Source organism: Streptomyces sp. NPDC088197, assembly GCF_044741185.1.
Lineage (GTDB): Bacteria > Actinomycetota > Actinomycetes > Streptomycetales > Streptomycetaceae > Actinacidiphila.
Map to the genome: position 1 here is coordinate 33,924 of NZ_JBIUSD010000013.1, position 25,586 is coordinate 59,509.

The 25,586-nt window shown below is 73.4% G+C and carries 24 protein-coding genes, 2 pseudogenes and 1 riboswitch; of the genes and pseudogenes, 13 read left to right on the forward strand and 13 right to left on the reverse strand.

Annotated features, from left to right (window positions below; translation table 11 throughout):
- Positions 1–133: 133 nt before the first annotated feature.
- On the forward strand, positions 134–370 hold the full coding sequence (locus ACIOC1_RS26715; protein ID WP_401856582.1) for a hypothetical protein: 237 nt from the start codon (positions 134–136) through the stop codon (positions 368–370).
- Positions 371–513: 143 nt separating this feature from the next.
- Complete coding sequence (locus ACIOC1_RS26720) at positions 514–2,055, forward strand: S8 family peptidase (protein WP_401856583.1); 1,542 nt, start codon at positions 514–516, stop codon at positions 2,053–2,055.
- Between the two features lie 51 nt (positions 2,056–2,106).
- Here the strand turns inward: ACIOC1_RS26720 and ACIOC1_RS26725 are convergent, their stop codons facing one another.
- Complete coding sequence (locus tag ACIOC1_RS26725; RefSeq protein WP_355333695.1) at positions 2,107–3,162, reverse strand: zinc-dependent alcohol dehydrogenase family protein; 1,056 nt, start codon at positions 3,160–3,162, stop codon at positions 2,107–2,109.
- Positions 3,163–3,231: 69 nt separating this feature from the next.
- Complete coding sequence (locus tag ACIOC1_RS26730; RefSeq protein WP_391044203.1) at positions 3,232–4,125, reverse strand: sterol desaturase family protein; 894 nt, start codon at positions 4,123–4,125, stop codon at positions 3,232–3,234.
- A 107-nt stretch (positions 4,126–4,232) separates the two neighbouring features.
- On the opposite strand from ACIOC1_RS26730, the gene ACIOC1_RS26735 reads away from it, so the two are divergent.
- From ACIOC1_RS26735 to ACIOC1_RS26755, 5 genes are all read left to right on the forward strand, one after another.
- Entirely contained in the window at positions 4,233–5,240 is a 1,008-nt protein-coding gene (locus tag ACIOC1_RS26735; RefSeq protein WP_391044202.1) for a DEDDh family exonuclease, read from the forward strand.
- A 152-nt stretch (positions 5,241–5,392) separates the two neighbouring features.
- Positions 5,393–5,638, forward strand: a complete 246-nt coding sequence (locus tag ACIOC1_RS26740; RefSeq protein WP_188281880.1) for a hypothetical protein — start codon at positions 5,393–5,395, stop codon at positions 5,636–5,638.
- Positions 5,639–5,735: 97 nt separating this feature from the next.
- Complete coding sequence (locus ACIOC1_RS26745; RefSeq protein ID WP_355333702.1) at positions 5,736–6,584, forward strand: SURF1 family protein; 849 nt, start codon at positions 5,736–5,738, stop codon at positions 6,582–6,584.
- 91 nt (positions 6,585–6,675) lie between these two features.
- Complete coding sequence (locus ACIOC1_RS26750) at positions 6,676–8,466, forward strand: glycoside hydrolase family 15 protein (protein ID WP_401714560.1); 1,791 nt, start codon at positions 6,676–6,678, stop codon at positions 8,464–8,466.
- 2 nt (positions 8,467–8,468) lie between these two features.
- Positions 8,469–9,230: an SDR family oxidoreductase gene (locus ACIOC1_RS26755; protein WP_391044197.1), complete on the forward strand. Its 762-nt coding sequence runs from the start codon at positions 8,469–8,471 to the stop codon at positions 9,228–9,230.
- Positions 9,231–9,296: 66 nt separating this feature from the next.
- Here the strand turns inward: ACIOC1_RS26755 and amaP are convergent, their stop codons facing one another.
- The 5 genes and pseudogenes from amaP to ACIOC1_RS26780 all read right to left on the reverse strand — a co-directional run bounded on the left by amaP (position 9,297) and on the right by ACIOC1_RS26780 (position 11,989).
- Positions 9,297–9,893, reverse strand: a complete 597-nt coding sequence (gene amaP / locus ACIOC1_RS26760; RefSeq protein WP_391159633.1) for an alkaline shock response membrane anchor protein AmaP — start codon at positions 9,891–9,893, stop codon at positions 9,297–9,299.
- An 8-nt stretch (positions 9,894–9,901) separates the two neighbouring features.
- Positions 9,902–10,444, reverse strand: a pseudogene (locus ACIOC1_RS26765) (DUF6286 domain-containing protein); the annotation flags it as partial.
- Between the two features lie 416 nt (positions 10,445–10,860).
- Positions 10,861–11,232 (reverse strand): Asp23/Gls24 family envelope stress response protein, encoded by a 372-nt coding sequence (locus ACIOC1_RS26770; RefSeq protein WP_355333713.1) that lies wholly within the window; start codon positions 11,230–11,232, stop codon positions 10,861–10,863.
- Positions 11,232–11,432 (reverse strand): hypothetical protein, encoded by a 201-nt coding sequence (locus ACIOC1_RS26775; RefSeq protein WP_188281874.1) that lies wholly within the window; start codon positions 11,430–11,432, stop codon positions 11,232–11,234. Before ACIOC1_RS26775 ends, ACIOC1_RS26770 begins: the two co-directional genes overlap by 1 nt.
- A gap of 59 nt (positions 11,433–11,491) precedes the next feature.
- The gene (locus ACIOC1_RS26780; RefSeq protein ID WP_355333717.1) at positions 11,492–11,989 is read right to left on the reverse strand and encodes an Asp23/Gls24 family envelope stress response protein; all 498 of its coding nucleotides are present in this window, start codon (positions 11,987–11,989) and stop codon (positions 11,492–11,494) included.
- 140 nt (positions 11,990–12,129) lie between these two features.
- On the opposite strand from ACIOC1_RS26780, the gene ACIOC1_RS26785 reads away from it, so the two are divergent.
- Positions 12,130–12,897, forward strand: a complete 768-nt coding sequence (locus ACIOC1_RS26785) for a nucleopolyhedrovirus P10 family protein (RefSeq protein ID WP_391044292.1) — start codon at positions 12,130–12,132, stop codon at positions 12,895–12,897.
- Between the two features lie 41 nt (positions 12,898–12,938).
- Here the strand turns inward: ACIOC1_RS26785 and ACIOC1_RS26790 are convergent, their stop codons facing one another.
- The 3 genes from ACIOC1_RS26790 to ACIOC1_RS26800 all read right to left on the reverse strand — a co-directional run bounded on the left by ACIOC1_RS26790 (position 12,939) and on the right by ACIOC1_RS26800 (position 16,062).
- Positions 12,939–13,730 (reverse strand): enoyl-CoA hydratase/isomerase family protein, encoded by a 792-nt coding sequence (locus ACIOC1_RS26790; RefSeq protein ID WP_355333722.1) that lies wholly within the window; start codon positions 13,728–13,730, stop codon positions 12,939–12,941.
- A 91-nt stretch (positions 13,731–13,821) separates the two neighbouring features.
- Positions 13,822–14,043 carry a helix-turn-helix domain-containing protein gene (locus ACIOC1_RS26795; protein WP_188281871.1) on the reverse strand — a complete coding sequence of 74 codons (222 nt, stop codon included), beginning with the start codon at positions 14,041–14,043 and terminating at the stop codon, positions 13,822–13,824.
- A 420-nt stretch (positions 14,044–14,463) separates the two neighbouring features.
- Positions 14,464–16,062 carry an ABC-F family ATP-binding cassette domain-containing protein gene (locus ACIOC1_RS26800; RefSeq protein WP_355333726.1) on the reverse strand — a complete coding sequence of 533 codons (1,599 nt, stop codon included), beginning with the start codon at positions 16,060–16,062 and terminating at the stop codon, positions 14,464–14,466.
- A gap of 231 nt (positions 16,063–16,293) precedes the next feature.
- On the opposite strand from ACIOC1_RS26800, the gene ACIOC1_RS26805 reads away from it, so the two are divergent.
- Positions 16,294–17,187, forward strand: a complete 894-nt coding sequence (locus ACIOC1_RS26805) for a neutral zinc metallopeptidase (protein ID WP_401856584.1) — start codon at positions 16,294–16,296, stop codon at positions 17,185–17,187.
- A gap of 67 nt (positions 17,188–17,254) precedes the next feature.
- Here the strand turns inward: ACIOC1_RS26805 and ACIOC1_RS26810 are convergent, their stop codons facing one another.
- The 3 genes from ACIOC1_RS26810 to ACIOC1_RS26820 all read right to left on the reverse strand — a co-directional run bounded on the left by ACIOC1_RS26810 (position 17,255) and on the right by ACIOC1_RS26820 (position 20,762).
- Entirely contained in the window at positions 17,255–18,634 is a 1,380-nt protein-coding gene (locus ACIOC1_RS26810; RefSeq protein ID WP_391044183.1) for a hypothetical protein, read from the reverse strand.
- A gap of 168 nt (positions 18,635–18,802) precedes the next feature.
- Positions 18,803–19,918, reverse strand: coding sequence for an alpha/beta hydrolase (locus ACIOC1_RS26815; protein ID WP_401856585.1), 1,116 nt, complete (start codon positions 19,916–19,918; stop codon positions 18,803–18,805).
- A 181-nt stretch (positions 19,919–20,099) separates the two neighbouring features.
- A complete protein-coding gene (locus ACIOC1_RS26820; RefSeq protein ID WP_401313225.1) occupies positions 20,100–20,762 on the reverse strand; it encodes a class II aldolase/adducin family protein in 663 nt (220 codons plus the stop codon).
- Between the two features lie 196 nt (positions 20,763–20,958).
- Between ACIOC1_RS26820 and ACIOC1_RS26825 the strand changes: the two genes are divergently transcribed.
- The 4 genes and pseudogenes from ACIOC1_RS26825 (at position 20,959) to ACIOC1_RS26840 (ending at position 25,564) form a co-directional block, all read left to right on the forward strand.
- Positions 20,959–22,209 (forward strand): anion permease, encoded by a 1,251-nt coding sequence (locus ACIOC1_RS26825; RefSeq protein WP_401856586.1) that lies wholly within the window; start codon positions 20,959–20,961, stop codon positions 22,207–22,209.
- Between the two features lie 54 nt (positions 22,210–22,263).
- Positions 22,264–22,533, forward strand: coding sequence for a hypothetical protein (locus ACIOC1_RS26830; protein WP_355333741.1), 270 nt, complete (start codon positions 22,264–22,266; stop codon positions 22,531–22,533).
- 115 nt (positions 22,534–22,648) lie between these two features.
- Positions 22,649–22,778, forward strand: a riboswitch (cobalamin riboswitch).
- 159 nt (positions 22,779–22,937) lie between these two features.
- Positions 22,938–23,873: pseudogene (locus ACIOC1_RS26835) on the forward strand (cobalamin biosynthesis protein); the annotation flags it as partial.
- 146 nt (positions 23,874–24,019) lie between these two features.
- A complete protein-coding gene (locus tag ACIOC1_RS26840) occupies positions 24,020–25,564 on the forward strand; it encodes a cobyric acid synthase (protein ID WP_401856587.1) in 1,545 nt (514 codons plus the stop codon).
- Positions 25,565–25,586: the final 22 nt, after the last annotated feature.

The window sequence follows — 25,586 nt, forward strand, 5'->3', positions numbered from 1 at the left end:
CCGGGCGCCGGACACCGACACCGCGGCGCGGCCGGTTCGTTGGACAGCCCGGCGGCGCCCACCACGCCGTCACCGTCCCCCGCCGCTCCGCGGGCCGGGGACCGCCGCCCAGGACCGCCGAGGACTCGCCGCGATGACCCCACCTCCGCCCCCGCCCCCTCCTCCCCCGTCGCACCGGCCGCAGCTCCCGGCCCGCAGGCCGTACGGGAGCGTACGGCTGCCCGCCGACCTGCCCGCCGACCTGTTCACGGGACCTTCCGCCGCCCGGCCGGGAACCGGCGCCGCCGCGCCCACCGGCTGGTACGCGCGGCGGGTCCGGCTGCCGCCGCTGAGCATCGCCGCGCTGCGATCCGGCCGCCGGTATGGCTGAACCGCCGTCGGCCACGGGGAAATTCCGACCGATCCATGCAATTGCGCTTCTTTGACCGGCCGTTGGGCACTAGTTTCCTTCGTCATGCACACGTCGGACGGCAGACCCTGCCGTCCCACGGCTGATGGACGATTGGAGATCCCATGGTTCCGCTTCCCGGCCTCCCCCGGCGCCGCCGCGCGCTCGCGGCCGGTCTCGGTCTGGTGACGGCAGCCGCCCTCGCCGTACTCCCCGGAGCCGCCCCGGCCTCCGCTTCCTCCGCCTCCGGCGCCTCCTCCGCCGCGCACGGCTCTCAACCGCCGCGCACGGACGGCCCGTTGCTGTCGTACGTCGTCAACATCGACGGCGGGCGCGGCACGCAGCGGTCGGTGGAGCGCGCGATAGAGCGGGCGGGCGGCCAGGTGGTGATCGCGTACGACCGGATAGGCGTCATCGTCGTGCACTCGGCCAACCCGGACTTCGGCGCGACGCTGCGGCGCGTCCACGGCGTACGGAGCGCGGGCGCGACCAGGACCGCCGCCATCGAGCCGTCCGCGACGACGCAGGCGGGCGGGGTACGGACGCTGACCGCGGCCGAGGTGGCCGCCGCCTCGGCGCACCAGGCGCCCGGCCAGGAGCCGCTTGAGGCGGACCAGTGGGACCTGCGGGCGATCCGGGCCGACAAGGCGGCCGGGGTCAATCCGGGCAGTTCCAAGGTGACCGTCGGCATCATCGACACCGGCGTGGACGACACCCACCCCGACCTGGCGGCGAACTTCTCCGCCAAGCAGTCCGCGAGCTGTGTGGGCGGCGTCGCCGACACCTCACCGGGCGCCTGGCACCCCTGGGACCCGGCGGCCGACTACCACGGCACCCACGTGGCCGGTGAGATCGCCGCCGCGCGCAACGGGATCGGCGTGGCCGGGGTCGCGCCCGGCGTGAAGATCGCGGCGATCAAGGTCAGCGAGCCGGGCTCCGCGCTGTTCTACCCGGAGAGCGTGGTCTGCGCCTTCGTCTTCGCCGCCGACCACGGCATCGCGGTCACCAACAACAGCTATTACATCGACCCGTGGCTCTACAACTGCCCGAGCGACCCCGACCAGCGGGCCATCGTGGACGCCGTGCGACGCGCCGCCGCGTACTCCGAGCGCGAGGGCGTACTGAACGTCGCCGCCGCGGGCAACAGCGACGACGACCTCAACTCCCACGCCCTGACCGACACATCGAGCCCGGACGACTCCACCGCGGTCACCCGCACCGTCGACCCGCACGTGTGCCTCGACCTCCCGACCCAACTGCCCGGCGTCGTGACGGTCTCCGCGACCGGCGCCCAGAACCTCAAGTCGTACTACTCCAGTTACGGCCTGACCGTGATCGACGTGGCCGCGCCCGGCGGCGACAGCAGGCAGATCCCCGACACCCCGTCCGGCAACGGCCGCATCCTGTCGACGCTGCCCGGCGGCACGTACGGCTACCTCCAGGGCACTTCGATGGCCAGCCCGCACGTGGCGGCGGTCGCGGCGCTGATCAAGAGCCGTCACCCGCACGCCTCGCCCGCGCAGCTCCAGGCGCTGCTCAAGATCGAGGCGAACAACCCCGGCTGCCCGACCGGACCCGCGCAGGACGCCACCTGCACCGGGCCGAAGGCGTACAACAGCTTCTACGGTCACGGCATCGTGGACGCGCTGAACGCCGTCACCAGGTAACGCCCGCCAAGACGGCCCGCACGCACGGCCGTTACCGGCCGCGTACCGCCCTCAGGGCTTCACCAGCACCTTGAGGGCGGTGCGCTCGTCCATCGCGCGGTAGCCCTTCGGCACGTCCTCGAGACCGACCGTCAGGTCGAAGACCGGGGACGGGTCGACGGTGCCGTCCAGCACGTCGGGGAGCAGTTCCGGGATGTACGTGCGGACGGGGGCGACGCCGCCGCGCAGGGTGATGTTGCGGTCGAACATCTCGCCGAGGTCGAGACCGGTGCCGCTGCCGTGCGGGACGCCGACGTAGCCGATCGCGCCGCCGTCGCGGGTGATGCCGACGGCGGTGCGCATCGACTGCTCGGTGCCGACCGCCTCGATCACCGCGTGCGCGCCCTGGCCGCCGGTCAGTTGACGTACCGCCGCCACGGCCTCGTCGCCGCGCTCGGCGACCACGTCGGTGGCGCCGAAGTCCCGCGCGATGTCGGTGCGCGACGTGTGCCGTCCGAGCGCGATGATCCGCTCGGCGCCCAGCCGCTTCGCGGCCAGGACCCCGCACAGGCCGACCGCGCCGTCCCCGACCACCGCCACCGTCGCGCCGGGCCGCACGCCCGCGCCGACCGCCGCGTGGTGGCCGGTGCCCAGCACGTCGGACAGCGACAGCAGGGCGGTCAGCAGCCGCTCGTCGCTGAGCGCCGCCGCGGGCAGCTTCACCAGCGTGGCGTCGGCGTACGGCACCCGGACGGCCTCGCCCTGGCCGCCGTCGGACTGCCCCTCCTCGCCGATCGAGCCCCAGAAGCCGCCGTGCGCGCACGACGTGGTCAGGCCCTCGACGCAGTACGCGCACACGCCGTCCGACCACACGAAGGGCGCCACCACCAGGTCGCCGGGGCGCAGCCCCGCCACCTCGGCGCCGGTCTCCTCGACCACCCCGAGGAATTCGTGGCCGATCCGCTGGCCGGGCTTGCGCGCCGACTCGCCGCGGTACGCCCACAGGTCGCTTCCGCAGATGCAGGCGCGCACCACGCGGACCACCGCGTCGCCGGGCCGCCGGATCCTCGCGTCCGGCACCTCCTCCACCCTGAGGTCGTGGGGTGCCTGGATCACGGTGGCGCGCATGGCGGTGTCCTCGCTGGTCAGCTCGTTGTCGGTGGGGCGTCTCCACGGTACGCCAGGGGCCCGCGGTCCTCACATCCCGGACGGGCTGGACGCGAGGTCGGGCGCGGCGGGCGTCAGGGCCGGCCCGGCCGCGTCCGCGGGGCGCCAGCCGGGGCCGCGGAAGAGGTAGCCGGCGCGGGCGCGCCAGGTGGGGGCGGCGCGGAGGTCGCGGGCGAGGGCGGCGTACTCGTGGGTGGCGACCCGCAGCGGGTTGTAGGTGGCGATGTTCTTGGTGAGGCCGTAGACGGGGGCGTCGGTCTCGGGGGTGAAGGAGCGGAAGAGGCGGTCCCAGACGATGAGGATGCCGCCGAAGTTGCGGTCGAGGTAGCCGCCCTGCGAGGCGTGGTGGACGCGGTGGTGCGAGGGGGTGTTGAGGGTGAACTCCAGCGGGGCGGGCAGCTTGCCGACGCGTTCGGTGTGGATCCAGAACTGGTAGACGAGACTGACGGCGGTGCAGAACGCGAGGGCGGCCGGGTGCACGCCGAGGGCGATCAGCGGGAGGTAGAACGGCCAGGAGGTGAGGCTGGTCCAGGGCTGCCGCAGCGCCGTGGAGAGGTTGAACTTCCGGCTGGAGTGGTGCACGACGTGGCAGGCCCACAGGACGCGGATCATGTGGTGGCCGCGGTGCGACCAGTAGTAGAAGAAGTCCTGCGCGAGCAGTATCAGCGGCAGCGTCCACCACTCGACGGGCACCCGCAGCGGGGTCACCGCGTAGAGCCCGGAGTAGACCGCCACGATCGGGATCTTCCACAGCGCGTCGGTGACCAGACTGCCGAGACCCATCGACAGGCTCGCGGCGGTGTCCTTGGTGCCGTATCCGGCGGAGTCCTCGTCGGGGTGAAAGCGGTAGCTCACCATCTCGACGACGGTGAGCAGTACGAAGGCGGGTATCGACCACAGCACGACATCGGGGAGTTGGGGCATGAGCGCACCATAAAGGCGCGTACAGGGCACCCGCCAGACCTTGTTACCGACAAGTAAGGAAAGCGGGTGGCGGTAGCTGTCAGTGGCGAGCCGTATTCTCTGTGACCATGCTCGACAACCTGGCCGCCCAGACACCGCCGCCGTCCCCGTGGCCTCCCGCCTATCCGGACGGTTACGCCGTGGTCGACGTCGAGACCACGGGGCTCGGCCGGGACGACCGGATAGTGTCCGCGGCGGTGTACCGGCTGGACGCCCGCGGCGAGGTGCAGGACCACTGGTATTCGCCCGTCAACCCGCTGCGCGACCCCGGCCCGGTGTGGATCCACGGACTCACCAGCGCGATGCTCGCCGACGCCCCGCTCTTCCCCGAGATCGCCGACCAGCTCGCCGAACGCCTCGCGGGGCGCGTCCTGGTGGCGCACAACGCGGTCTTCGACTGGTCGATGCTCGCCCGCGAGTACGCGCGCGCCCGGTCCGTCGCACCCGTCGAGCAGCGGCTGTGCACCATCGTCCTGGCCAAGGAGCTGCGGCTGCCCCTGGCCAACCACAAGCTGGAGTCGCTGGCCGCGCACTACGGGGTCGAGCAGCGGCGCGCCCACCACGCCCTCGACGACGCGCGCGTCCTGGCCGAGGCGTTCCGCCCGAGCCTGCACCTGGCCGCAGCGGCCGGTCTCCCCCTGCCGCTGCACACCTGCCGCCCGCTGACCGAGTGGGTCGACGGCTCCGACACGGTCCCCTCGCCGCGCCCCGGCGCCTCCTACGGGCCCGGCTCGTACCGCGCCACCGGCTGGCGCCCGGCCCGCAAACGGCCCGCGTGCCCGTATCCCAACCCCGGCCGCCTCGCTCCCGACGGGCCCCTGGTCCAGGGGATGCGGGTCGCCTTCTCCGGTGACACCGGCATCGACCGTGAGCTGCTGGAGGACCGCGCCACCGACGCCGGGCTCCACGTCGCCTCCAGCGTCAGCCGCCTCACCAGCCTGCTGGTCACGAACGACCCGGACTCCCCCACCTCGAAGGCCGTCAAGGCCCGGCAGTTCGCCACCCCGGTCATCGACGAGGCCCGCTTCACCGAACTCCTGAAGGCCGTCACCCCCGCGGCGGGCGTGCACGGCTAGGGGGCCGGGCGGGCACGGTTAGCGGGCCGGGCGGGCCGTGCGGGCACGGTTAGCGCGTCGGGCGGGCCGGGCGGGGCTCCATCCAGGTGACTCTCGCGCGACGCGGGGCCTCCCGCGTTGCCCCGGCGCGCTCACGGCAGCAGCCTGGGCACATGGCCCGATGCGAGGTTTGCGGAAACGACTACGTCATGAGCTTCGAGGTGCACGCCCAAGGCGCGGTGCACGTCTTCGACAGCTTCGAGTGCGCCATCCACCGTATGGCGCCGATCTGCGAGCACTGCCGGGTGCGGATCGTCGGCCACGGCGTGGAGGTGGACGGCCACTGGTACTGCGGCGGCCACTGCGCGAAGGCGGAGGGCGCGGCCGGGATCGTGGACAAGGTCGGCTCGATCGCCTGAGCCCGGCCGGCCGCCCCGCACCCCGTCCGACCACGGCCGCCCCCGCCTGAGGCCCCCCTCCGGAAGCCCCGCCCCGACCGAGTTGTACCGTCGTGGGGTGTACCGCTTCCTCTGGTCCCGCCAATGGGTGATCCTCACCCTCCTCGGTCTGGTCATGATGCCCACCATGGTCAGACTGGGCTTCTGGCAGCTCCATCGGCACGAGCACCGGGTGGCGAACAACAAGATCATCGCGGCGAGCCTGAAGGCCGCCCCGGTCGAGGTCGAGTCGGTGACACATCCGGGTGCCGTGCTGCCGAAGACCGATCTGTACAAGTCGGTGACGGCGACCGGGCACTTCGACACGGCGCACGAGGTGGTGGCCCGGCACCGGACGGCGGGCAACGACGGCTCGGACGACACGTCGGGCGGCGGCCAGGAGGTCGGCTACCACGTGATCACCCCGCTGGTGCTGGCCGACGGCCGCGCGGTGCTGGTGAACCGGGGCTGGATCTCGCCGGGCAACGACCCGACCGCGTTCCCGAAGATCACGCCGCCGCCGTCCGGCGAAGTGACGGTCACCGGGCGGCTGCGCCCCGACGAGACGACGTCGTCGACGGGCATCCGCAACCGCTCGGGCCTGCCGGACCGGCAGATCATGCTGATCAGCAGCACCGTGGACGCGAAGTACATGCCGCAGACGCTGCTTTCGGGCTACATGGAGCTGGTGTCCATCACGCCGAAGCCCGGTCCGCACCAGCCCGCGCTCATCCCCGAGCCCGACCACAGCAGCATCGGCCCGCACATGGCGTACGCGATCCAGTGGTGGCTGTTCACGGGCATGGTGCCGGTCGGCTGGGTGGTGCTGCTGCGCCGCGAGCGCGCCGAACGGCTCGCGGCCCGCGAGAAGCAGGACAATCCGGAGAGCCCGCAGGAACCCGAGGGCAGCGTTCCGGTAGCGGTCTGACGCTCCGCCCCCGCACGCTACGGAGACGAGGGCCCGGCGCACACCGTGTCCGGGCGAGGCGAGGACCACCGGAAGGCGGCGAGGCGGCACCGTGCCAGGACGTATCGAGGATTACGCGCTCATCGGCGATCTCCAGACCGCCGCGCTGGTGGGCAGGGACGGTTCCATCGACTGGCTGTGCCTGCCCCGCTTCGACTCGGCCGCCTGCTTCGCCGCGCTGCTCGGCGACGAGGGCAACGGCCGCTGGCTGCTGGCGCCGACGGGCGCGCGGACGTGTTCGCACCGCTCGTACCGGGGCGACACGCTGGTGCTCGACACCTTCTGGGAGACCCCGACCGGGACCGTCAAGGTCACCGACTTCATGCCGCAGCGCGACCGGGCGCCCGATGTGATCAGGATCGTCGAGGGCGTGTCGGGCCAGGTCGACATGCGGGCCGAGCTGACGCTGCGGTTCGACTACGGCGCGGTCGTGCCGTGGATGCGGCGCGCCGACGGGCACCGGGTGGCCGTCGCGGGCCCCGACTCGGTCTGGCTGCGCAGCGACCCGCCGGTCCGGGCGTACGGCAAGGACATGCGCACGTACTCCGACTTCACCGTCGCCGAGGGCGACCGGGTCGCGTTCATACTGACCTGGCACCCCTCGCACGAGAAGCGCCCGCGCCGGTTCGACCCGTACGAGGCGCTGGACCACAGCCTGGCCGACTGGGACGAGTGGTCGGCCCGCTGCCGTTACCAGGGGCCGTGGCGGTCGGCCGTGGTGCGGTCGCTGATCACGCTCAAGGCCCTGACGTACGCGCCCACCGGTGGCATCGCCGCCGCCGCGACCACGTCGCTGCCCGAGGAGATCGGCGGGGTCCGCAACTGGGACTACCGCTACTGCTGGCTGCGTGACGCGGCGCTGACCCTCAACGCCCTGGTGGAGGGCGGCTATCTCCAGGAGGCGGGCGCCTGGCGCGACTGGCTGCTGCGCGCGGTGGCGGGCAACCCGGCCGACCTCCAGATCATGTACGGCATCGGCGGCGAGCGGCGGCTGACGGAGTACGAGGTGCCGTGGCTGCGCGGCTACGAGGGCTCGGCGCCGGTCCGGATCGGCAACGCCGCCGCGGGACAGCTCCAACTCGACGTGTACGGCGAGGTGTTGGACTCGCTGTTCCTGGCACGGGCGGCCGGGATGCGCGACGAGCCGCACGCCTGGAATCTGCAACGCGCCCTGATGGACTTCCTGGAGTCCGCGTGGCACCAGCCGGACGAGGGCATCTGGGAAGTCCGCGGCCCGCGCCGCCACTTCGTGCACTCCAAGGTGATGGCCTGGGTCGCCGCCGACCGCGCGGTGCGGACCGTGGAGGCGCTGCCGCGGCTCAAGGGCGATGTGGGGCTGTGGCGTTCGATGCGCGCCCAGGTGCACGCGGAGGTCTGCGAGAAGGGCTACGACGCGCGGCGCAACACCTTCACGCAGTCCTACGGCTCCGAGGAGCTGGACGCGGCGACGCTGCTCATCCCGCAGGTGGGATTCCTGCCGCCCACCGACCGCCGCGTGATCGGCACGGTGGAGGCGGTCCGCCGCGAACTGGACCTCGGCGGCTTCGTCCGCCGCTACACCCCGGACGCGGTCGGCGTGGACGGGCTGCCCGGCTCCGAAGGGGCCTTCCTGGCCTGCTCGTTCTGGCTCGCGGACGCGCTGTACGCGATCGGCCGCCAGGACGAGGCGACCGAACTGTTCGAGCGGCTGCTGACGTTGCGCAACGACGTCGGGCTGCTCGCCGAGGAGTGGGACCCGGTCGCCGGGCGGCTGCTGGGCAACTTCCCGCAGGCGTTCAGCCACGTCGGACTCGTCAACACCGCGCTCGCCCTGTCGGGCGTGCCTGCCATAAGGGACTGCTGACCATGGATCTCGGACTCGACGGACGGGTGTACGTCCTCACCGGCGCCAGCCGCGGCCTGGGCTTCGCCACGGCCCGCGAACTGGTCGCCGACGGCGCGAAGGTGGTGGTCTCCGGGCGCACGGCGGAGGCGGTGGCCGCCGCGGCCGGGCAACTGGGCGGCCAGGACACGGCGTTGGGCGTCGCCGCAGACAACTCCGCCCCGGACACGGCGCAGCGGCTGCTGACGGCGGCCCGCGAGCGCTTCGGCCGGGTCGACGGGGTGCTGATCAGCGTCGGCGGACCGCCGGCCGGCGCCGCCGCCGACAGCACCGACGAGCAGTGGCTGCGGTCCTTCGAGACGGTGTTCCTGGGCGCGGTGCGGCTGGCCCGCGCCGCCGCGGCCGAGCTGTCGGACGGCGGTGTCATCGGCTTCGTGCTCTCCGGCTCGGTCCGCGAGCCGATCCCCGGCCTCGCCATGTCGAACGGTCTGCGGCCCGGCCTCGCGGGCTTCGCCAAGACCCTCGCCGCCGAGCTGGGGCCGCGCGGCATCCGGGTGGTCGGCCTGCTGCCGTCGCGGATCGACACCGACCGGGTACGGGAGCTGGACGCGCTCGGCGGCGACGAGGCGGCGGCCAGGGCCAGGGCGAGCGCGACGATCCCGCTGCGGCGCTACGGCACGCCCGAGGAGTTCGGCCGGGCCGCGGCCTTCCTGCTCTCGCCCGCCGCGTCGTATCTGACCGGTGTGCTGCTGCCGGTGGACGGCGGCGCCCAGCGCGCCCTGTGACGGGACGCGAAGAGCCCCCACCGACGGCCCGGTGGGGGCTCCGCGAGAGCGGGGCGGGCGGCCGGGTCAGCTGACCCGCGCCGCGCGGTGCCTGACCGCGCGCAGCCGCGCCTCGGCGGGCAGCTTGTCCAGACCGGCCGACGTACGGGCGCGGTGGAGCACCGCGCTGTCGAGACCGGCGACGACCTCGTCCGGGGTGGCGTCGGCCGCCAGGCCCAGCACTATCCGGGCGACCGGTGCGCCGCGCTTGCCGCGCAGCGCCGCTCTGGCCCACTCCACGCCGTCGTACGCCTCGGTCTCCGAGGTCAGCACGTTCTCCACCGCCCGGCCGCGCAGCAGCGCGCCCTGTCCGTCGCCGCTGTCGACCCGGAGCTGGCGCAGCCGCCGGGTGCGGGCCTGGGCGAGCAGCCACCACAGGGCGGCGAGCACGAGCACGCCGAGCACGGCGATGACCACCGGCCACCACCAGCCGTCGGAGCGGTAGCGGGTCCTGTCGTGCGCGGTGAGCAGCACGTCCTTGGGGCCGGTGAAGGGCCACCAGTGCGGCATCGTGAAATTCCACCGGCGTTGCAGGTCGAGCCCGCCGAGCAGCACGGACAGGCCCACGACCAGCAGGACGAGTCCGGTCAGCGCGAGCAGGACCCGGTTCAGTACGGTACGCATCCGCCCGGTCACCCTTTCTTCTCTGCGCGCTGGACATGGACGTGGAGCTGCGGCGGTTTGGCGAGGCCGAGCTGGCGTACGGCGTTGCCCAGCGCGTTCGTCAGGTCCGTGCGCACCGCGTCGAGTTCGCGGAAGTGCGAGGAGCCGTGCGCCGTGATCCGGCGGCGGCCGACCTTGACCCGTACCCAGCGGATGCCCGGTACCTCCATCGCCCGGTCGCGCAGCACCAGTTCGGCCGCGTGCCGGTCGAGTCCGGCGCGGACGCCGTTCTCGCCGCGCCGGGTCATCGGCAGCAGTCCGCGCTCGCCCGGCGTGAGGGCCAGCAGGATCAGCCAGAGGCCGAGCACGGCGGCCACGGCGGCGCCGACGATCACCCAGACGTTGTCCAGGTGGCGGGTGGCCAGCTCGTCGGCGAGCCGGGTCCGCCAGGCCATCGCGCGCCGGTCGGCGCGGACGGCGGCGATGTCGTACAGGAAGAGACCGGCGATCCCGAGGAGCACCGCGGCGGTGATCGCCGCGGGCACCCGGCGTCCGGCCCAGAACCGGCGCGCCTTGACCGGGGTCTGATCCGCGGTCAGGGCGTACGGCTCAAGGGTGCGGGTGGCGGGGTCCGTGAGCGTGTCGCCTCCGGCGAGGACGCCGGGGGTACCACCCGCGGAGGACGATCCCGGACCGGACGCCGGGCCGTACCCCGCGCCCGGGCCCTGCTCGGCCGCCGCGTATCCGGACTCCGAGCCGTATTCGGCGCCGCCGTCGTCCCCTTCGGAAGCCTGCCCGGAAGCCTGCCCGTAAGCCTGCCCGGAGCCGTACTCGGAGGCCCCGTATTCCTGGTCCTGAGCGTATTCCGAGCCGTGCTCGGGAGTCCGCCGGGAGCGGTCGTCGTCGGGACCCTGCTCGGGGCCCCGCCGCTCCCCCTGCCCCGGCTCAGCGCCGTCGTTCGGCTTCTTCCAGGGACTCTCGCTGTCGCTCACTGGACCCTTCCCTCGTCCTTGCGGCGGTCGGCGGCCGAGTGCAACCGCTCCACCTCGACCGCGACCTCGGGAACCGACATGCCGGTCAACGCCTCGACGCGGGAGGTGACATGGCTGCGCACCGAGCCGCACACCGAGCCGATGTCGGTGGGGTAGCCCAGTTCAAGGGTGAGCCGCAGCCGCGCGCTGTCCTTGCGGACCGAGACCGAGGCGTGCGGGGAGTGGTCCTTCGGCACCAGTGCGGCGCCCGGCGCGTCCGTCAGGACCTCGCCGGCCGCCTGGGCGGCGATCTTCGCGACCACCCGGTCCGCGATCCGCAGTGCCCCGCGGTCGGCCGCGGGCAGCGGTGCGGGGACGGCTGTCCCCATCAGCGCCGCCGGTCGCGGTCGCGGCCACGGTCACGCGAGCGGAAGAACTCCCCAGGTTCCAGATCGCCGTCGAGGAATTTGCCCGCCACGAAACCGACCGCGCCGAGCGCCGCCACCAGCAGAAAAGCACCGAACCCGCCGAAATACCCGGCGAATCCGAGCGCCATTCCGACGGCCAGGCCGATCACCGCCATGCTCATCGTCCGCACTCCGTCCCATTGGTCGTGTTGACCATCTCCGTCTGCACTGGCTTGGACCCTTATTGGACCCGTTGCTCACGCTCGTCGTCGTCATCTTCGTCGGGAAGTTTCACGTCGCCCACGGCGACGTTGACCTCGACGACCTCGAGACCGGTCATCCGCTCCACGGCGTTGACCACGTTCTCCCGTACGGCGCGGGCCACTTCGACGATCGACACGCCGTATTCGACGACGATGTCCAGGTCGAGCGCGGTCTGCACCTCACCGACCTCGGCCTTCACGCCGCGCGACACCGACTTGGTGCCGCCGGGCACGCGGTCGCGGACCGCGCCGAAGGTGCGCGACAGGCCGGTGCCCATCGCGTGCACGCCGACCACGTCACGGGCGGCGAGTCCGGCGATCTTCTCCACCACGCCGTCGGCGATCGTCGTGCGGCCGCGCGTGGCCGGGTCGCCGAGCGCTTTGCGCCCGCCCGCGCTGCCCTTGTCCAGGGTCCTGCCCTCGGCCGCTGACGAGCCCTCGGGCTCCGGCCGGTCGTACTGTGCGGTGTCCGTCATCGCGAGTCGTCCCTTCGTATGGGCTGCTCCGTGCCCCACACTATGTGCGCATGCCCCCGCGCGCTGCGGGGAACCGGCGAGAGGGCTGTTCCGACCCCCCAAGAGAGTGGTCGGCCTGCGGAAGGCGATATCTGGTGACCATGGACCGACTGGCCCGGACCGTACGGGAGCAGGTCGCGCTGGGCCGCCTGCTCCCGCTCGGCACCCCCGACGACAACGCCTGGATGACCGAGCGCGCGGCCGTACGCGCGCTGCGGTGGACGACCGCGGGGCTGTCCGGGGTACGGCTGGGCGGGGTGTCCCTGGCGCTGGCGGAAAGCGGGGGCGAAGCGCCGGAGTCCGGTCCGGTGGGCGCGCTGCCGCACCTGCCGGTACGGATCGAGGCGTCGTTCGAGGCGACCGCCGACGAGCCGCTGCCGCAGGCCGCCGACCGGCTGCGCGACGTGCTGTGGACGACCGCGCGCGACGGGCTCGGCATCGCCGTGACGGAGGTGGACCTCCAGGTCACCGGGTTGCTGGACGGTGACGACGCGCCCGTGAGCGAGCTGGCGGGCGCCGAGGACGCGGAGCCGGACGGCGACGAGGCTCCCGTACCGCTCGACCCCAGTGGCCTCGCGGAAGCCGTGGCAACCGCGGCGCTGACCGTGCCCGGTGTCGTACGGCTGAGCAGGCGGCCGGTCGGCCTCGGCTCCGGTGTGCGGATCCAGGACACGGCGGCGGATTCGGCCGGGGATTCGGCGGGCTCCGACGAGGCGCCGGGCCGTCGCGTCCAGGTGCAGATCGCGGTGTCGCCGGGCCACCGGCCGCTGGAGGTGGCCCGGTCGGTGGCCGCCGCCGTCGCGGTCGCGGCGGCCGAGGGCGCGCCCGGTCCGGTGCGTACCGCCATCGTGGTGACGGACGCGGGCTGATCCCTCCCGCGCCCCGTGAGACGTCCGGCGCGGACGGGCGGCTACTCGCCCACGCCCGCCAGGTCGCGCAGGCGGCGGCCCTGGGCGGCGCGTTCGGCCGCGTACTGCTCCTTCTCGGTGTGGGCGGCGGCGCCGCGCAGCAGGCCCTTGGTCTCGACGACCGCGTCGCGCGGCGGCGCGAGCAGGGCGCCGACCAGGTCGGTGACGGCGGCGTCGAGTTCCGCGGCGGGCACGACGAGGTTGGCCAGGCCGGTGCGCTCGGCCTCGTCGGCGTGCACGAAGCGGCCGGTGGCGCAGATCTCCAGGGCGCGGCCGTATCCGACCAGTTCGACCAGCGGCTTGGTGCCGGTGAGGTCGGGGACCAGGCCCAGACCGGTCTCGCGCATGGCGAACTGCGCGTCGTCCGCGCAGACGCGCAGATCGCAGGCGAGGGCGAGCTGGAAGCCCGCGCCGATGGCGTGGCCCTGGACCGCGGCGACCGTGATCACGTCGGTCCGCCGCCACCAGGTGAAGGCGTCCTGGTACGTGGCGATGGCAGCGTCGAGTCCGGCCTCCGAGCCACGCGCGAGGTCGAGGAACGACGGCTCACCGTCGAAGCCCTCGGGCGTGAACGCCTGGCGGTCGAGGCCGGCGGAGAAGGACACGCCCTCACCGCGCAGCACGACGACGCGTACCTGTCCCGGCAGCAACTGGCCCGCCTCGGTCAGGGCACGCCACAGGGCGGGCGACTGAGCGTTGCGCTTGGCCGGATTGCACAGGGTGATGTGCGCGACGGAGTCGTCGACGGCTAGCCGGACTCCGTCACGTTCGAGCAGGATCTTGGCGTCGGGCACTGGGCACCTCCGAGCGGACCGGACTGGATTACCGAAGAGTAACCAACCGGACCCGCCGGACCGCCCCCGGCCCTTGATACTCGCGGAGCCCTCAGGCCGTGGCGGCCTTCTTGCCCCGTGTGGCACCGCCGCGACCGCGCAGGGTCACGCCGGACTCGCTGAGCATCCGGTGCACGAATCCATAGGAGCGGCCGGTCTCTTCGGCCAGCGCCCGGATGCTCGCACCGGAGTCGTACTTCTTCTTCAGGTCTGCCGCGAGCTTCTCGCGCGCGGCGCCGGTCACCCGGCTGCCCTTCTTCAGAGTCTCGGCCACCCGTGCCTCCTCCAGGGAAGTGCGCTATGGACTCTCATGATCACCCCTAAGGGCGTTCCTGGCCACCCATTCGACAAGGTCCATCACGGGACATTCACCGGAGGAATGCCTGGATACGCCGGTGCGAAGGGGCCGGGAGCGGCTTTTCCGGGGCGGCAATTCCGTACGGAGAAGGGTGTGCGGGCAATAGCGGCAGGTCAGCCGTGGTCGGTAAGGAGTTCTCCGACGTCACACCACTGATCACGGCGGCGGTCGCCCGTAGCGCGCCCCGTGGGCGCGCGGTACGAGCCGGACTCACGCAGATGAAGGATGATCAGTGGGCCGAATGATCGAATCGACATGATCACTTCGTGCGGGTGCGGGCCTCTGAGCCGCCCCGCGCCCCGCGCGGGGCGGCGCCCGGCCGGGCGCCGCCGGGGCTCAGGCCAGCGAGACCAGGTCCTTGTAGTCCTGGCCCCACAGGTCCTCCACGCCGTCCGGCAGCAGGATGATCCGCTCCGGCTGGAGCGCGTCCACGGCGCCCTCGTCGTGGGTGACCAGGACGACCGCGCCGGTGAAGGTGTGCAGCGCGCCCAGGATCTCCTCGCGGCTGGCGGGGTCGAGGTTGTTGGTGGGCTCGTCGAGCAGCAGCACATTGGCGCTGGAGACGACGAGCGAGGCGAGCGCGAGCCGGGTCTTCTCGCCGCCGGAGAGCACCCCGGCGGGCTTGTCGACGTCGTCGCCGGAGAAGAGGAACGAGCCGAGGATCTTGCGGATCTCCACCAGATCGGTGTCGGGCGCGGCCGACCGCATGTTCTCCAGCACGGTGCGGTCCGGGTCGAGCGTCTCGTGCTCCTGCGCGTAGTAGCCGAGCTTGAGGCCGTGTCCGGGCGTCACCTGGCCGGTGTCGGCCTGCTCGACACCGGCCAGCAGGCGCAGCAGCGTGGTCTTGCCCGCGCCGTTCAGACCGAGGATGACGACCCGCGAGCCGCGGTCGATCGCGAGGTCGACGTCGGTGAAGATCTCCAGCGACCCGTACGACTTGGACAGGCCCTCGGCCATCAGCGGGGTCTTGCCGCACGGGGCGGGGTCGGGGAAGCGCAGCTTGGCGACCTTGTCGGAGGCGCGTACCGCCTCCAGGCCGGACAGCAGCTTCTCCGCGCGGCGCGCCATGTTCTGCGCGGCGACCGTCTTGGTGGCCTTGGCACGCATCTTGTCGGCCTGTGAATTCAGGGCGGCGGCTTTCTTCTCCGCGTTGGCCCGCTCGCGCTTACGGCGCTTCTCGTCGGCCTCGCGCTGTTGCTGGTAGAGCTTCCAGCCCATGTTGTACACATCGATTTGCGACCGGTTGGCGTCCAGGTAGAAGACCTTGTTCACCACGGTCTCGATGAGGGTGGCATCGTGCGAGATCACGATGAATCCACCGCGGTACGTCTTCAGGTAGTCGCGCAGCCAGGCGATGGAGTCGGCGTCGAGGTGGTTGGTGGGCTCGTCCAGGAGCAGGGTGTCGGCGTCGGAGAAGAGGATCCTGGCCAGTTCGACGCGGCGGCGCTGGCCGCCGGAGAGGGTGTGGAGCTGCTGCCCGAGGATGCGGTCGGGCAGTCCGAGCGCGGCGGCGATGGTGGCGGCCTCGGCCTCGGCGGCGTATCCGCCCTTGGTGAGGAATTCCGTCTCCAGACGCGAGTACTTCTTCATCGCGTTCTCGCGGGTGGCGCCCTTTCCGTTGGCCATCCGCTCCTCGTTCTCCCGCATCTTGCGCAGGACGGTGTCGAGGTCGCGGGCGGACAGGATGCGGTCGCTGGCGAGGGTGTCGAGGTCCCCGGTGCGCGGGTCCTGCGGGAGATAGCCGACCTCGCCGCTGCGGGTGACGGTGCCTGCGGCGGGCTGGCCCTCCCCCGCGAGCACCTTGGTCAGGGTGGTCTTGCCCGCTCCGTTGCGGCCGACCAGGCCGATGCGGTCGCCCTTGGCGACGCGGAAGGAGGCGGACTCGATGAGGATGCGAGCGCCGGCGCGCAGCTCAAGGCCGGTGGCAGTGATCACGGGAAAAGCTCCAGGACAGGACGGACGACGGAAACGGGCGCGAGGTCGTACGCCGTGGCTAATCGAGGAATAGAACTGCCATGGGGCTCAGTCTACCGGCGGCCGGCAAACGGTTTACCGCGCCGGGGGGCGCGGGCATTGCGGGGCCGACTGCCCCCGCCCCCGGTCAGGGGCGCGCCGGTACCCGGCCACCGGTGCGCCGAAGTGGGGCACATCACACATAATCGGCACATGCGGTTCGACGACGACACTCCGCTCGACACCTCGCAGGTCCAGGACCGGCGGGGCGGTTCGGGCGGCGGCCCCGGCGGGAAGCTGGTGGGCGGCGGAATCGCCGGGCTGCTCGCGGTCGTGATCGGCCTGGTGCTGGGCATCAGCCCCGACCAACTCGGCCTCAGCGGCGGCTCCGACACCGTCTCGGACACGCGCGCGGCCGGCGCCGGTCTGGCGCGGAGCTGTTCGACCGGGCGGGACGCCAACGCGCAGGAGCAGTGCCGGATCGTGGCCGTGGTCAACAGCGTGCAGGCGTACTGGACCGCCGAGTTCAGCCGCCGCGGCGCCGCGTACCGGCCCGCGCCGACGGTGTTCTTCGACGCTCCGGTGAGCACCGGCTGCGGTCCGGCCGACCCGCGGACCGGGCCGTTCTACTGCCCCGCGGACCGCAAGGTCTATATCGACTTGAATTTCTTCCAGACGTTGCAGACCCAATTCGGCGCCAAAGGCGGGCCGTTCGCCGAAAGCTATGTCGTCGCGCACGAATACGGCCACCATGTGCAGAATCTGACGGGTGTTCTGAGCGCGGCCCAGGACGGCCGCAGCGGGGCCGACAGCGCGTCCGTACGCGTGGAGTTGCAGGCCGACTGCTATGCCGGGCTGTGGGCGAAGAACGCCACCAGGACCCTCAATCCGGCCACCGGCACCTCGTTGATCACGGCGGTGACGCCCGACGACATCGCGCGCGGTCTCGACGCGGCGGCGGCCGTCGGCGACGACACGATCCAGTCGCGGGCGCAGGGGCGAGTGACGCCGGACGCCTGGACGCACGGGTCCGCGGCGCAGCGTCAGCAGTGGTTCACCACCGGGCTGAGGACCGGGGACCTGGCGGCCTGCGACACCTTCGGCTGAGGACCGGCGGGCGGTACGGGTCCCCGCGCGCCGTACGGCGCGGGGGTCGCGTACCGCTCGCGGCGGCTCAGGTCTCGCCGGTGTGGACCTGGAAGGCGGCCCTGCGCATCGCCTTGGCCAGGGCGGGGTCCGGGTGCGCGGCGGCGAGCGCCACGAGCACCTGGACGGTCCGGGGGTGGCCGACGTTGCGGACCTCTTCGAGCAGCCCGGGCACCGAGCCCTGGACGGCGGTCTCCAGGTGGCTGACGAGCAGGTGGTCCTCGCCGTGGTCGGCGACGGCCGCGGCCGTGTCGATCCACAGCCAGGTGGCCTCCTCGCGGGTCAGCAGGCCGGTCGCGGTGTCCGGGTCGCCGCCGTCCAACTCCGCCAGCCACAGCACCGCGTAGGGGCGCAGCGTCGGCTCCTCGACCACGCCGCGGACGGCCGGCTCTGCGGGGTCGCCGACCACGCGCAGCGCCTCGAAGGCGAGGCCGCGCAGCAGGGCGTCGTCGCCGCGCGCGGTGTCCAGCAACTCGCCGACGGCCAGCGCGACCGGGCGGGCGGCCAGCCAGGCGCGGTACTCGGCGCGGGCCGGCCCCGGCGAGAGGCGGGCGCTGGCCCGCAGCATGGTCTCGGCGGACTGCTCCATGTGTCCCGCGGGGCCCTGCGCGGCCACGCAGATCTGCTCCAGCTTGACCCACACCGCCCAGGAACCGATCGCGGTGAGCGTGACCTCGTCGGGACGCTTGGGGTCGCGGGGGCGCAGCGCGCCGACCCGGGCGACGGCGTCCAGCGTCCAGTCGAGCAGCGCGGGCAGCGGATCGGGGGCGTCGCCCGCGCCGTCGGCGGGCGGTTCGTGCCGCTCGGCGCGCAGTTCCGCGACGCGCTGCCGCAGCAGGTCGAGCAGGGTGTCGATCGGCACCGGCTCGTTGGACAGGTGCAGGAAGGACAGCAACTGCGGTGCGGCCTCGATGACTTCGGCGACCAGCGCCGGGTCGGGACCGGCCTGCGGGCCCGGCAGGAAGGGGTGGGCCAGCGACCAGGCGTCGAAGAGCGCGACCCAGCCGCGCAGCACGGCGGTGTCGTCGGTGTCCCAGGCCCGCAGCCGCCAGCCGGGCCGTGCGGTGCCGCCGTGCAGTTCGATCAGCCCCGACAGCCGCGCCCGGTCCCATGCGGTACGGATCTGGGGCCGGGTCAGGTCGAGCGCCGCTGCGGCCTGCGCGGCGGCGTCGTCGGGCAGTATGCCGGTCGGTCCCGCGGTGCCGGGGCCGGTGCCGGCCCAGCGCGCGAGCCGTGCGGCGTCGGCCAGTTCGGCGCGGGCCAGCCGGGCGAGCTGCGGCAGCGGCGGCGTGCCCTCGGGCGGCCGCGGGGGTCTGGACCGGCGCGTCGTTGCGGTCCGGCGGGCGGCGGTGAGCGGCCGTCGGGGGACAAGGCGGAGCGGAGTGTCTCGCGGGCTACGGGACGTCACTGGAGAAGTCTCTCCGGTGAGCGCCCATAATCCCAAACGGAACCCGGCCCGATGATCTACAAGGGTGCCCCGGGGGCGCTCTTCCGGGCCCCTTCGGGCGCGCGTTATCGCAGCTCAGCGGGGGTTTCCGGGGCGGCTCTCACCCCGATGGGGCGGTCTTGACACCGGTCACATCAGTGGTGTGAGGAATCGCCGCAACGTCTCCTCGTAGTCCGCCGGGTTGACGTTCCACATCGCCGCGTGCGGCGCGTCGGGCACGGTGTGGAGGGTCACCAAGTCGGCTCGGAGGGCCGCGAGTTCGCGGGAGGCGGCCCACGGGGCGAGGGTGTCGCCCGGTCCGTGCACGAGCAGGGTGGGGACGGTCAGCCGCGCCGGGTCCGCCGCGGCGGCGACCGGCTCGGGGAGCAGGCCGGTACGGCCCTCGGCGGCGCGGACGGCGAGCGGCATCAGCGCGTCGGGGACGCCGTTGGACTCGGCGGCGGCGCGGACGGTGGCCTCCCAGTCGAGGACCGGGGAGTCCAGCACCAGGCCGCTGACCCGGTCGCGTACCGGGGACCCGGCCAGCGCGTGCAGGGCCATCGTGGCGCCGGTGGACCAGCCGAAGAGCACCAGCCGCTGGGCGCCGTACTCGACCGCGTACCGCATCGCCGTGTCGAGGTCGCGCCATTCGGTGGCGCCGAGGTGGCCGATGCCGTCGGGGGACGCGGGGGCGCCGGGGTCGTTGCGGTAGGCGAGCAGGAGCTGCGGGAGGCCGTGGGCGTGCAGGGCGGTCGCCACGTTCAGCGGGTGCTCGCGGGTGGCGCCGAGGCCGTGCACCGCGATCACCCAGGTGTCGCGGGCGCCGGGCACGAACCAGGCGGGCAGCGGGCCGAGTTCGCCGCGCAGCAGGACCTCGGTGTGGTCCAGGCCGAGGGCGCTGCCGGGGTCGCCCGCGCACGCCTGCGGGGTCAGCCGGACCCGGGCGCCGGGGGTGAGGGCGCCGCGCTGGACGCTCAGCAGCCGCCGGGTCGCCGAGTACGGGGTCAGGTCGAGCACGTCGCCGACGGCGGCGTGCAGATCGTCGCCGGTCAGGCCCCAGACGCCGGGGCGGGCCGAGGACAGGGTGCGGGTGAGCACCACCTGGTCCGCGGTCACGCTGTGCAGCGTCACGTCGCCCTCGGGCACCGGGCCTCTCAGCGACGGCCTCAGGGCGAAGCGGGATCCGTACCGGCCGGCCGCCAGCGCGGCCGTTCCGGCACCCAGCACGGTGGTGGCTGCCATGGCCACCGCGGTTCGGGTACGCATCTCTTCCAGTGTGAGCGCGTCGGCCGAAAGCGGCCAGGCGACGGCGGCGGCCGGGTGACGTACGGGGGCCGGGTGGCGTACGGGGGCGGACGGCGTGTGCGGGGCGGCCGGGCGCGGCGGGCGCGGCGGGCGCGTGGAGAGGCGTGTGTGGAGACGGTGGAGAAGCGGCGGCCCGAGTCGTCTAGTCGGCGGGCTCCGGCGCGCCCTGCCCGTAGCCGCGCAGCTTTTCCGCGACTTTGGCCAGCTCGCGGCCGGGGAGCGTACGGGGCTCGTGGCCGTTGGCCGATCCGGCCAGCAGCCAGACGCGGCACATCCACTCCAGCTGGGCGGTGTTGTCGTACGCCTTGTCGAGGGTGTCGGCGTACACGAGGGTGCCGTGGTTGCGCATCAGGCAGCCGGTGCGGTCGCGGAGCGCCTTGAGGACGGCGGCGGCCAGCCTCTCACTGCCGTAGGTGGCGTAGTCCGCGACCCTGACCTGGCCGCCGAGGGCCGCCGCCATGTAGTGGATGACGGGCAGCTTGTCGACGAGGGTGGAGACGGCGGTGGCGTGCGCGGCGTGGGTGTGCACGATCGCGCGGGCGTCGGTGGCGCGGTAGACGGCCAGGTGCATGGGCAGTTCGCTGGTCGGCCGCAGCTCCCCCATGAGGCGGCGGCCCGTGAGATCCACCACTACGGCGTCCGCCGGGCCGAGCCGGTCGTAGGGGACGCCGGTCGGGGTGACCAGCACGAGATCGCCGACGCGGGCCGAGACATTGCCCGAGGTGCCGACCACCAGCCCGTCGGCGACCGTGCGCCGGGCGGTGTCCACCACGTCCGACCAAGCCTTCTCCAAGGAGTCCTGCACACGGGCATTATCACCGCCCGGCCCCCGACGGGCGCGGATCGCCTCCCCGAGGGGTCCGATCGGCCGGATCGGCTTGATACTGACTGAGGCCGCCCGACCGCTCCGGCACCACAAAGCCGCCGTCAGTTCATCTTCCGTTCATCCGCTCTCCGTACGGTCGCCTCGCCACTGTCCGATCAAACGAATGCCTGGGTACATGGAACACATCACGCTCCTGATCGGAATCGTGATCGTCACCGCACTCGTGTTCGACTTCACGAACGGTTTCCACGACACCGCCAACGCGATGGCCACCACCATCTCGACCGGCGCACTCAAGCCAAAGACGGCGGTGGCCATGTCCGCCGTGCTCAACCTCGTCGGCGCCTTCCTCTCGGTGGAGGTCGCCAAGACCATCTCCGGCGGCATCATCGACGAGTCCTCCGGCATCAGACCGGAAGTGATCTTCGCCGGGCTCGTCGGCGCGATCGTCTGGAATCTGCTCACCTGGCTGGCCGGGCTCCCGTCCAGTTCCTCGCACGCCCTGTTCGGCGGCCTCATCGGCGCCACCCTCGTCTCGGTCGGCACCCACGGTGTGCACGGCGAGGCGGTCGTCATGAAGGTGCTCATCCCGACCGTCGCCGCGCCGATCGTGGCCGGTCTCGCCGCCACGCTCGCCACCCGGCTCACCTACCGGATCGGCCGCCACGCCGACCCCGAGGCCACCTCGAAGGGCTACCGGGCGGGCCAGATCGCCTCCGCGGGCCTGGTCTCGCTCGCGCACGGCACGAACGACGCGCAGAAGACGATGGGCGTCATCACGCTGGCGCTGATCACCGGCGGCGTCGTCGCCCCGCACGCCGACCCGCCGCTGTGGGTCATCGTCTCGGCGGGCAGCGCCATCGCGCTCGGTACGTACATCGGCGGCTGGCGGATCATCCGCACGATGGGCAAGGGCATCACCGACATCCAGCCGCAGCAGGGCTTCGCCGCCCAGACCGGCGCCGCGGCCACCATCCTCGCCTCCTCGCACCTCGGCTTCGCGCTGTCCACCACGCAGGTCTGCTCCGGCTCCGTGATGGGCGCGGGCCTCGGCCGCAAGGGCGCGGTGGTCCGCTGGAGCACCGCGGGCCGCATGGTCGCCGCGTGGGGGCTCACGCTGCCCGCCGCCGGACTGGTCGCGGCCGGCGCCGCGCTGCTGGCCGACGAGGGCACCTGGGGCGTCACCGCCGTGGCGGTCCTCGGCCTGGCCGTGTGCGCGGTCATCCGTACGGCGTCGCGCCGCAAGCCGGTCACGCACGCCAACGTCAACGACCTGGACGGCGACCCGGCCGCAGGTCCGGACGCGGCGGTCGAGCCGCAGGGCGCGGTCACCGCGGCCATCGCGGCCGTCATCCCGCCGCCCGCCGGGCCCGTCGCGCCCGGCGCCCCCTCCGACACCGTTCCCGGCGCACCCGCCACGGCCTGACCTGCCCCTCCCCCGCGCCTCCCCGCTCTACCTCAAGGACCCAGGGACCCCCTCATGAGCATCGACTGGCACGCGCTCGGCACGGTCTTCGGCGTCACTCTCGTGGCGACCGTGGGCCTGGTCGGCCTGTTCACCCTCGGCATCGTCGGCCTCACCAAGCACGGCTCCGCTCCGGCGTCCGATTCCGGCTCCGGCTCCCCCGCCGCATCCGGGTCCGGCTCCGTTTCGCACGGGGGCGCCCTGCTCGCCCGGACCGGCGGCTACGCCTGCTTCGCCGTGTGCGCCGCGGCGGTCTCGTACGGCATCTATCTGATCGTGGCCTGAACTCACGGGTTTCGGCGGCGGATGTGGACCTCGCCACACTCCGTCTTCCCAGGTCAACGGTGAGTTGACCTGCCTGCGCGCACGTGGTGGACTGCGGAGGCCATGCGGCGGCAGGAGAGGAAGTCCGGTGCGAATCCGGCGCGGTCCCGCCACTGTCACCGGGGAGTGCACTCCCAACCCGTACGTCACGGCCGGAAATCCGGTTGGAAGGCCGGGAGTGCGTAGATCCGGGAGCCAGGAGACTCTCACCGCCGGTCACGTCGAACCAGGGCGCGGACCCTGAGTGAGGACCTCTGCCATGCCCGGCTGCGCTCGACTCGTCAGGGACCACCGCACGCAGGTGCGCACAAGTACGCCACCCTGTCCGGCACTTCACCTGGACGGCGTGGACGCGGGCTGAACCGGTGCGTGCCGATCGCGTGTTCGCGTACGGCGCCGCACTCGGCTTTCTCGGCGATCTCGTCGCGGGCGACCCGCGTCGCGGCCATCCGGTCGCGGTGTTCGGGCGCGCGGCGGGCGCGTTGGAGCGCCGGATGTGGCGTGACGACCGGGGCAGTGGGGCGGTGTACGCCGTGCTGTGCGCCGGGGGTGCGGTGGGTGCCGCCGCGCTGGCCGACCGGGCCGTACGGTCCTCCGTCGCGCTTCGCGTCGCGCTGACCGCCGCCGCCACCTGGTCGGTGCTGGGCGGGACGTCACTGGCCCGTGAGGCGCGGGCCGTCGCCGCCGCGCTCGACGCCGGGGACATCGAGGCGGCGCGCGCCCGGCTGCCGCACCTGTGCGGACGCGACCCGCAGGCTCTGGACGCGGCGGGCATCGCGCGCGCCGTGGTCGAGTCGGTCGCGGAGAACACCTCGGACGCGGTCGTCGGGGCCCTGGTGTGGGGCGCGTGGGGCGGGGTGCCGGGGCTGGTCGGCTTCCGCGCCGTCAACACGCTCGACGCGATGGTCGGTCACCGGTCGCCGCGCCACCTGAGATTCGGCTGGGCCGCCGCGCGGCTGGACGACGTCGTCGGCTACCCCGGCGCCCGCCTCACCGCCGCGCTCGCCGTCCTCGCCGGGCCCTCGCCGCGTACCGCCCTGCGCGTCTGGCGCCGGGACGCCGCCGCGCACCCCAGCCCCAACGCGGGACCCGTGGAAGCCGCCTTCGCCGGCGCCCTGCGCCTGCGTCTCGGCGGCACCCTCTCCTACGCGGGCCGCACCGAACACCGCGCCGTCCTGGGCGCCGAACACCCGGCCCCGGCCCCGGCCGACATCGCGCGGGCCGTCCGGCTGTCGCGGCGGGTCTCGGCCGCCGCGGCGGCGCTCTGCGTCCTGACAGCGGCGATACGGGGCGGCTCGGCGCCGGGCCACGGCCGGCCGGGGGAACGGCCCTTCGGGGGACGTGCCGTCGGCGTAGGGATACGTCCGCCGCGGCGGCGGGACGCACGAGGGTGGAGTCCGACGGTGTCGCGCCGGGCGCGGTCCCTCTCCGGCGCCGGGGGGACCTCGTGACGGCCCTCGGGGGCGGCCTGTTGGTCGCCGGGACGACCTCGGACGCGGGCAAGTCCGTGGTGACGGCGGGGATCTGCCGGTGGCTGGTGCGACAGGGCATACGCGTGGCCCCCTTCAAGGGGCAGAACATGTCGCTGAACTCGTTCGTGACGCGGGAGGGCGCCGAGATCGGCCGGGCACAGGCGATGCAGGCGCAGGCCGCCCGCGTGGAGCCGTCGGCGCTGATGAATCCGGTGCTGCTCAAGCCGGGCGGCGACCGCAGCAGCCAGGTCGTGGTGCTGGGCAAGGCCGTGGGCGAACTGAGCGCGCGCGGCTACCACGGCGGACGGCAGGCCGATCTGCTGGGCACGGTCACCGGCTGCCTCGAAGAGCTGCGCGGCCGGTACGACGCGGTGATCTGCGAGGGCGCGGGCAGCCCGGCCGAGATCAATCTGCGCAGGACCGACATCGTGAACATGGGCGTGGCCCGCGCGGCCGGACTGCCGGTGGTCGTGGTAGGCGACATCGACCGCGGCGGCGTCTTCGCGTCCTTCTTCGGGACGACGGCGCTGCTCGCGCCCGAGGACCAGGCGCTGGTCGCGGGCTATCTGGTCAACAAATTCCGCGGTGACGTCTCGCTGCTCCGGCCGGGTCTGGACATGCTGCACAAGCTGACCGGCCGGCCGACGCTCGGCGTGCTGCCGTTCGCCCACGGCCTGGGCATCGACGAGGAGGACGGGCTGGGGGTCCCCCGGGGCGGAGTTCGGGGGAGCGTGTCGCCGCGCGGCGCCGCCCATGAATCGCTGGTCGCGCCGCCGCACGGCGCGGAGTTGCTGCGGGTCGCGGTGGTCGCCGTACCGCTGATGTCGAACTTCACGGACGTGGACGCGCTCGCGGCGGAGCCGGGGGTGGTGGTGCGGTTCGTGGACCGGGCCGAGGAGTTGGCGGACGCCGACCTCGTGGTACTGCCGGGCACGCGCGGCACCGTGCGGGCGCTGGAGTGGCTGCGTGAGCGCGGCCTGGCCGACGCCGTCGTACGGCGGGCCGCCGAGGGGCGTCCGGTGCTGGGTGTCTGCGGCGGTTTCCAGATGCTGGCCGACCGCATCGAGGACGACGTCGAGTCGCGGGCGGGCTCGGTCCCCGGTCTTGGCCTGCTGCCGGTCCGGGTGCGCTTCGCCGCCGCGAAGACGCTGGCCAGGCCGGTCGGGACGGCGTACGGGGAGCGCGTCGAGGGCTATGAGATCCACCACGGGGTGGCCGAGGTCCTGGGCGGTGACGAGGAGTTCCTCGACGGCTGCCGGGTCGGCGCGGTGTGGGGCACGCACTGGCACGGCTCGTTGGAGAGCGACGGTTTCCGCCGGGCGTTCCTGCGACGGGTGGCCGCCGCCGCCGGGCGGCGCTTCGTCCCGGCGCCCGACACGTCCTTCGGGGCGCTGCGCGAGGCGCAGTTGGACCGGCTGGGCGATCTGATCGAGGAGCACGCGGACACCGGCGCGCTGCTGCGGCTGATCGAGCAGGGGCCGCCGCCCGACCTGCCGTTCGTGCCGCCGGGCGCGCCGTGAAGGGCAACCGGGACAACAGCCG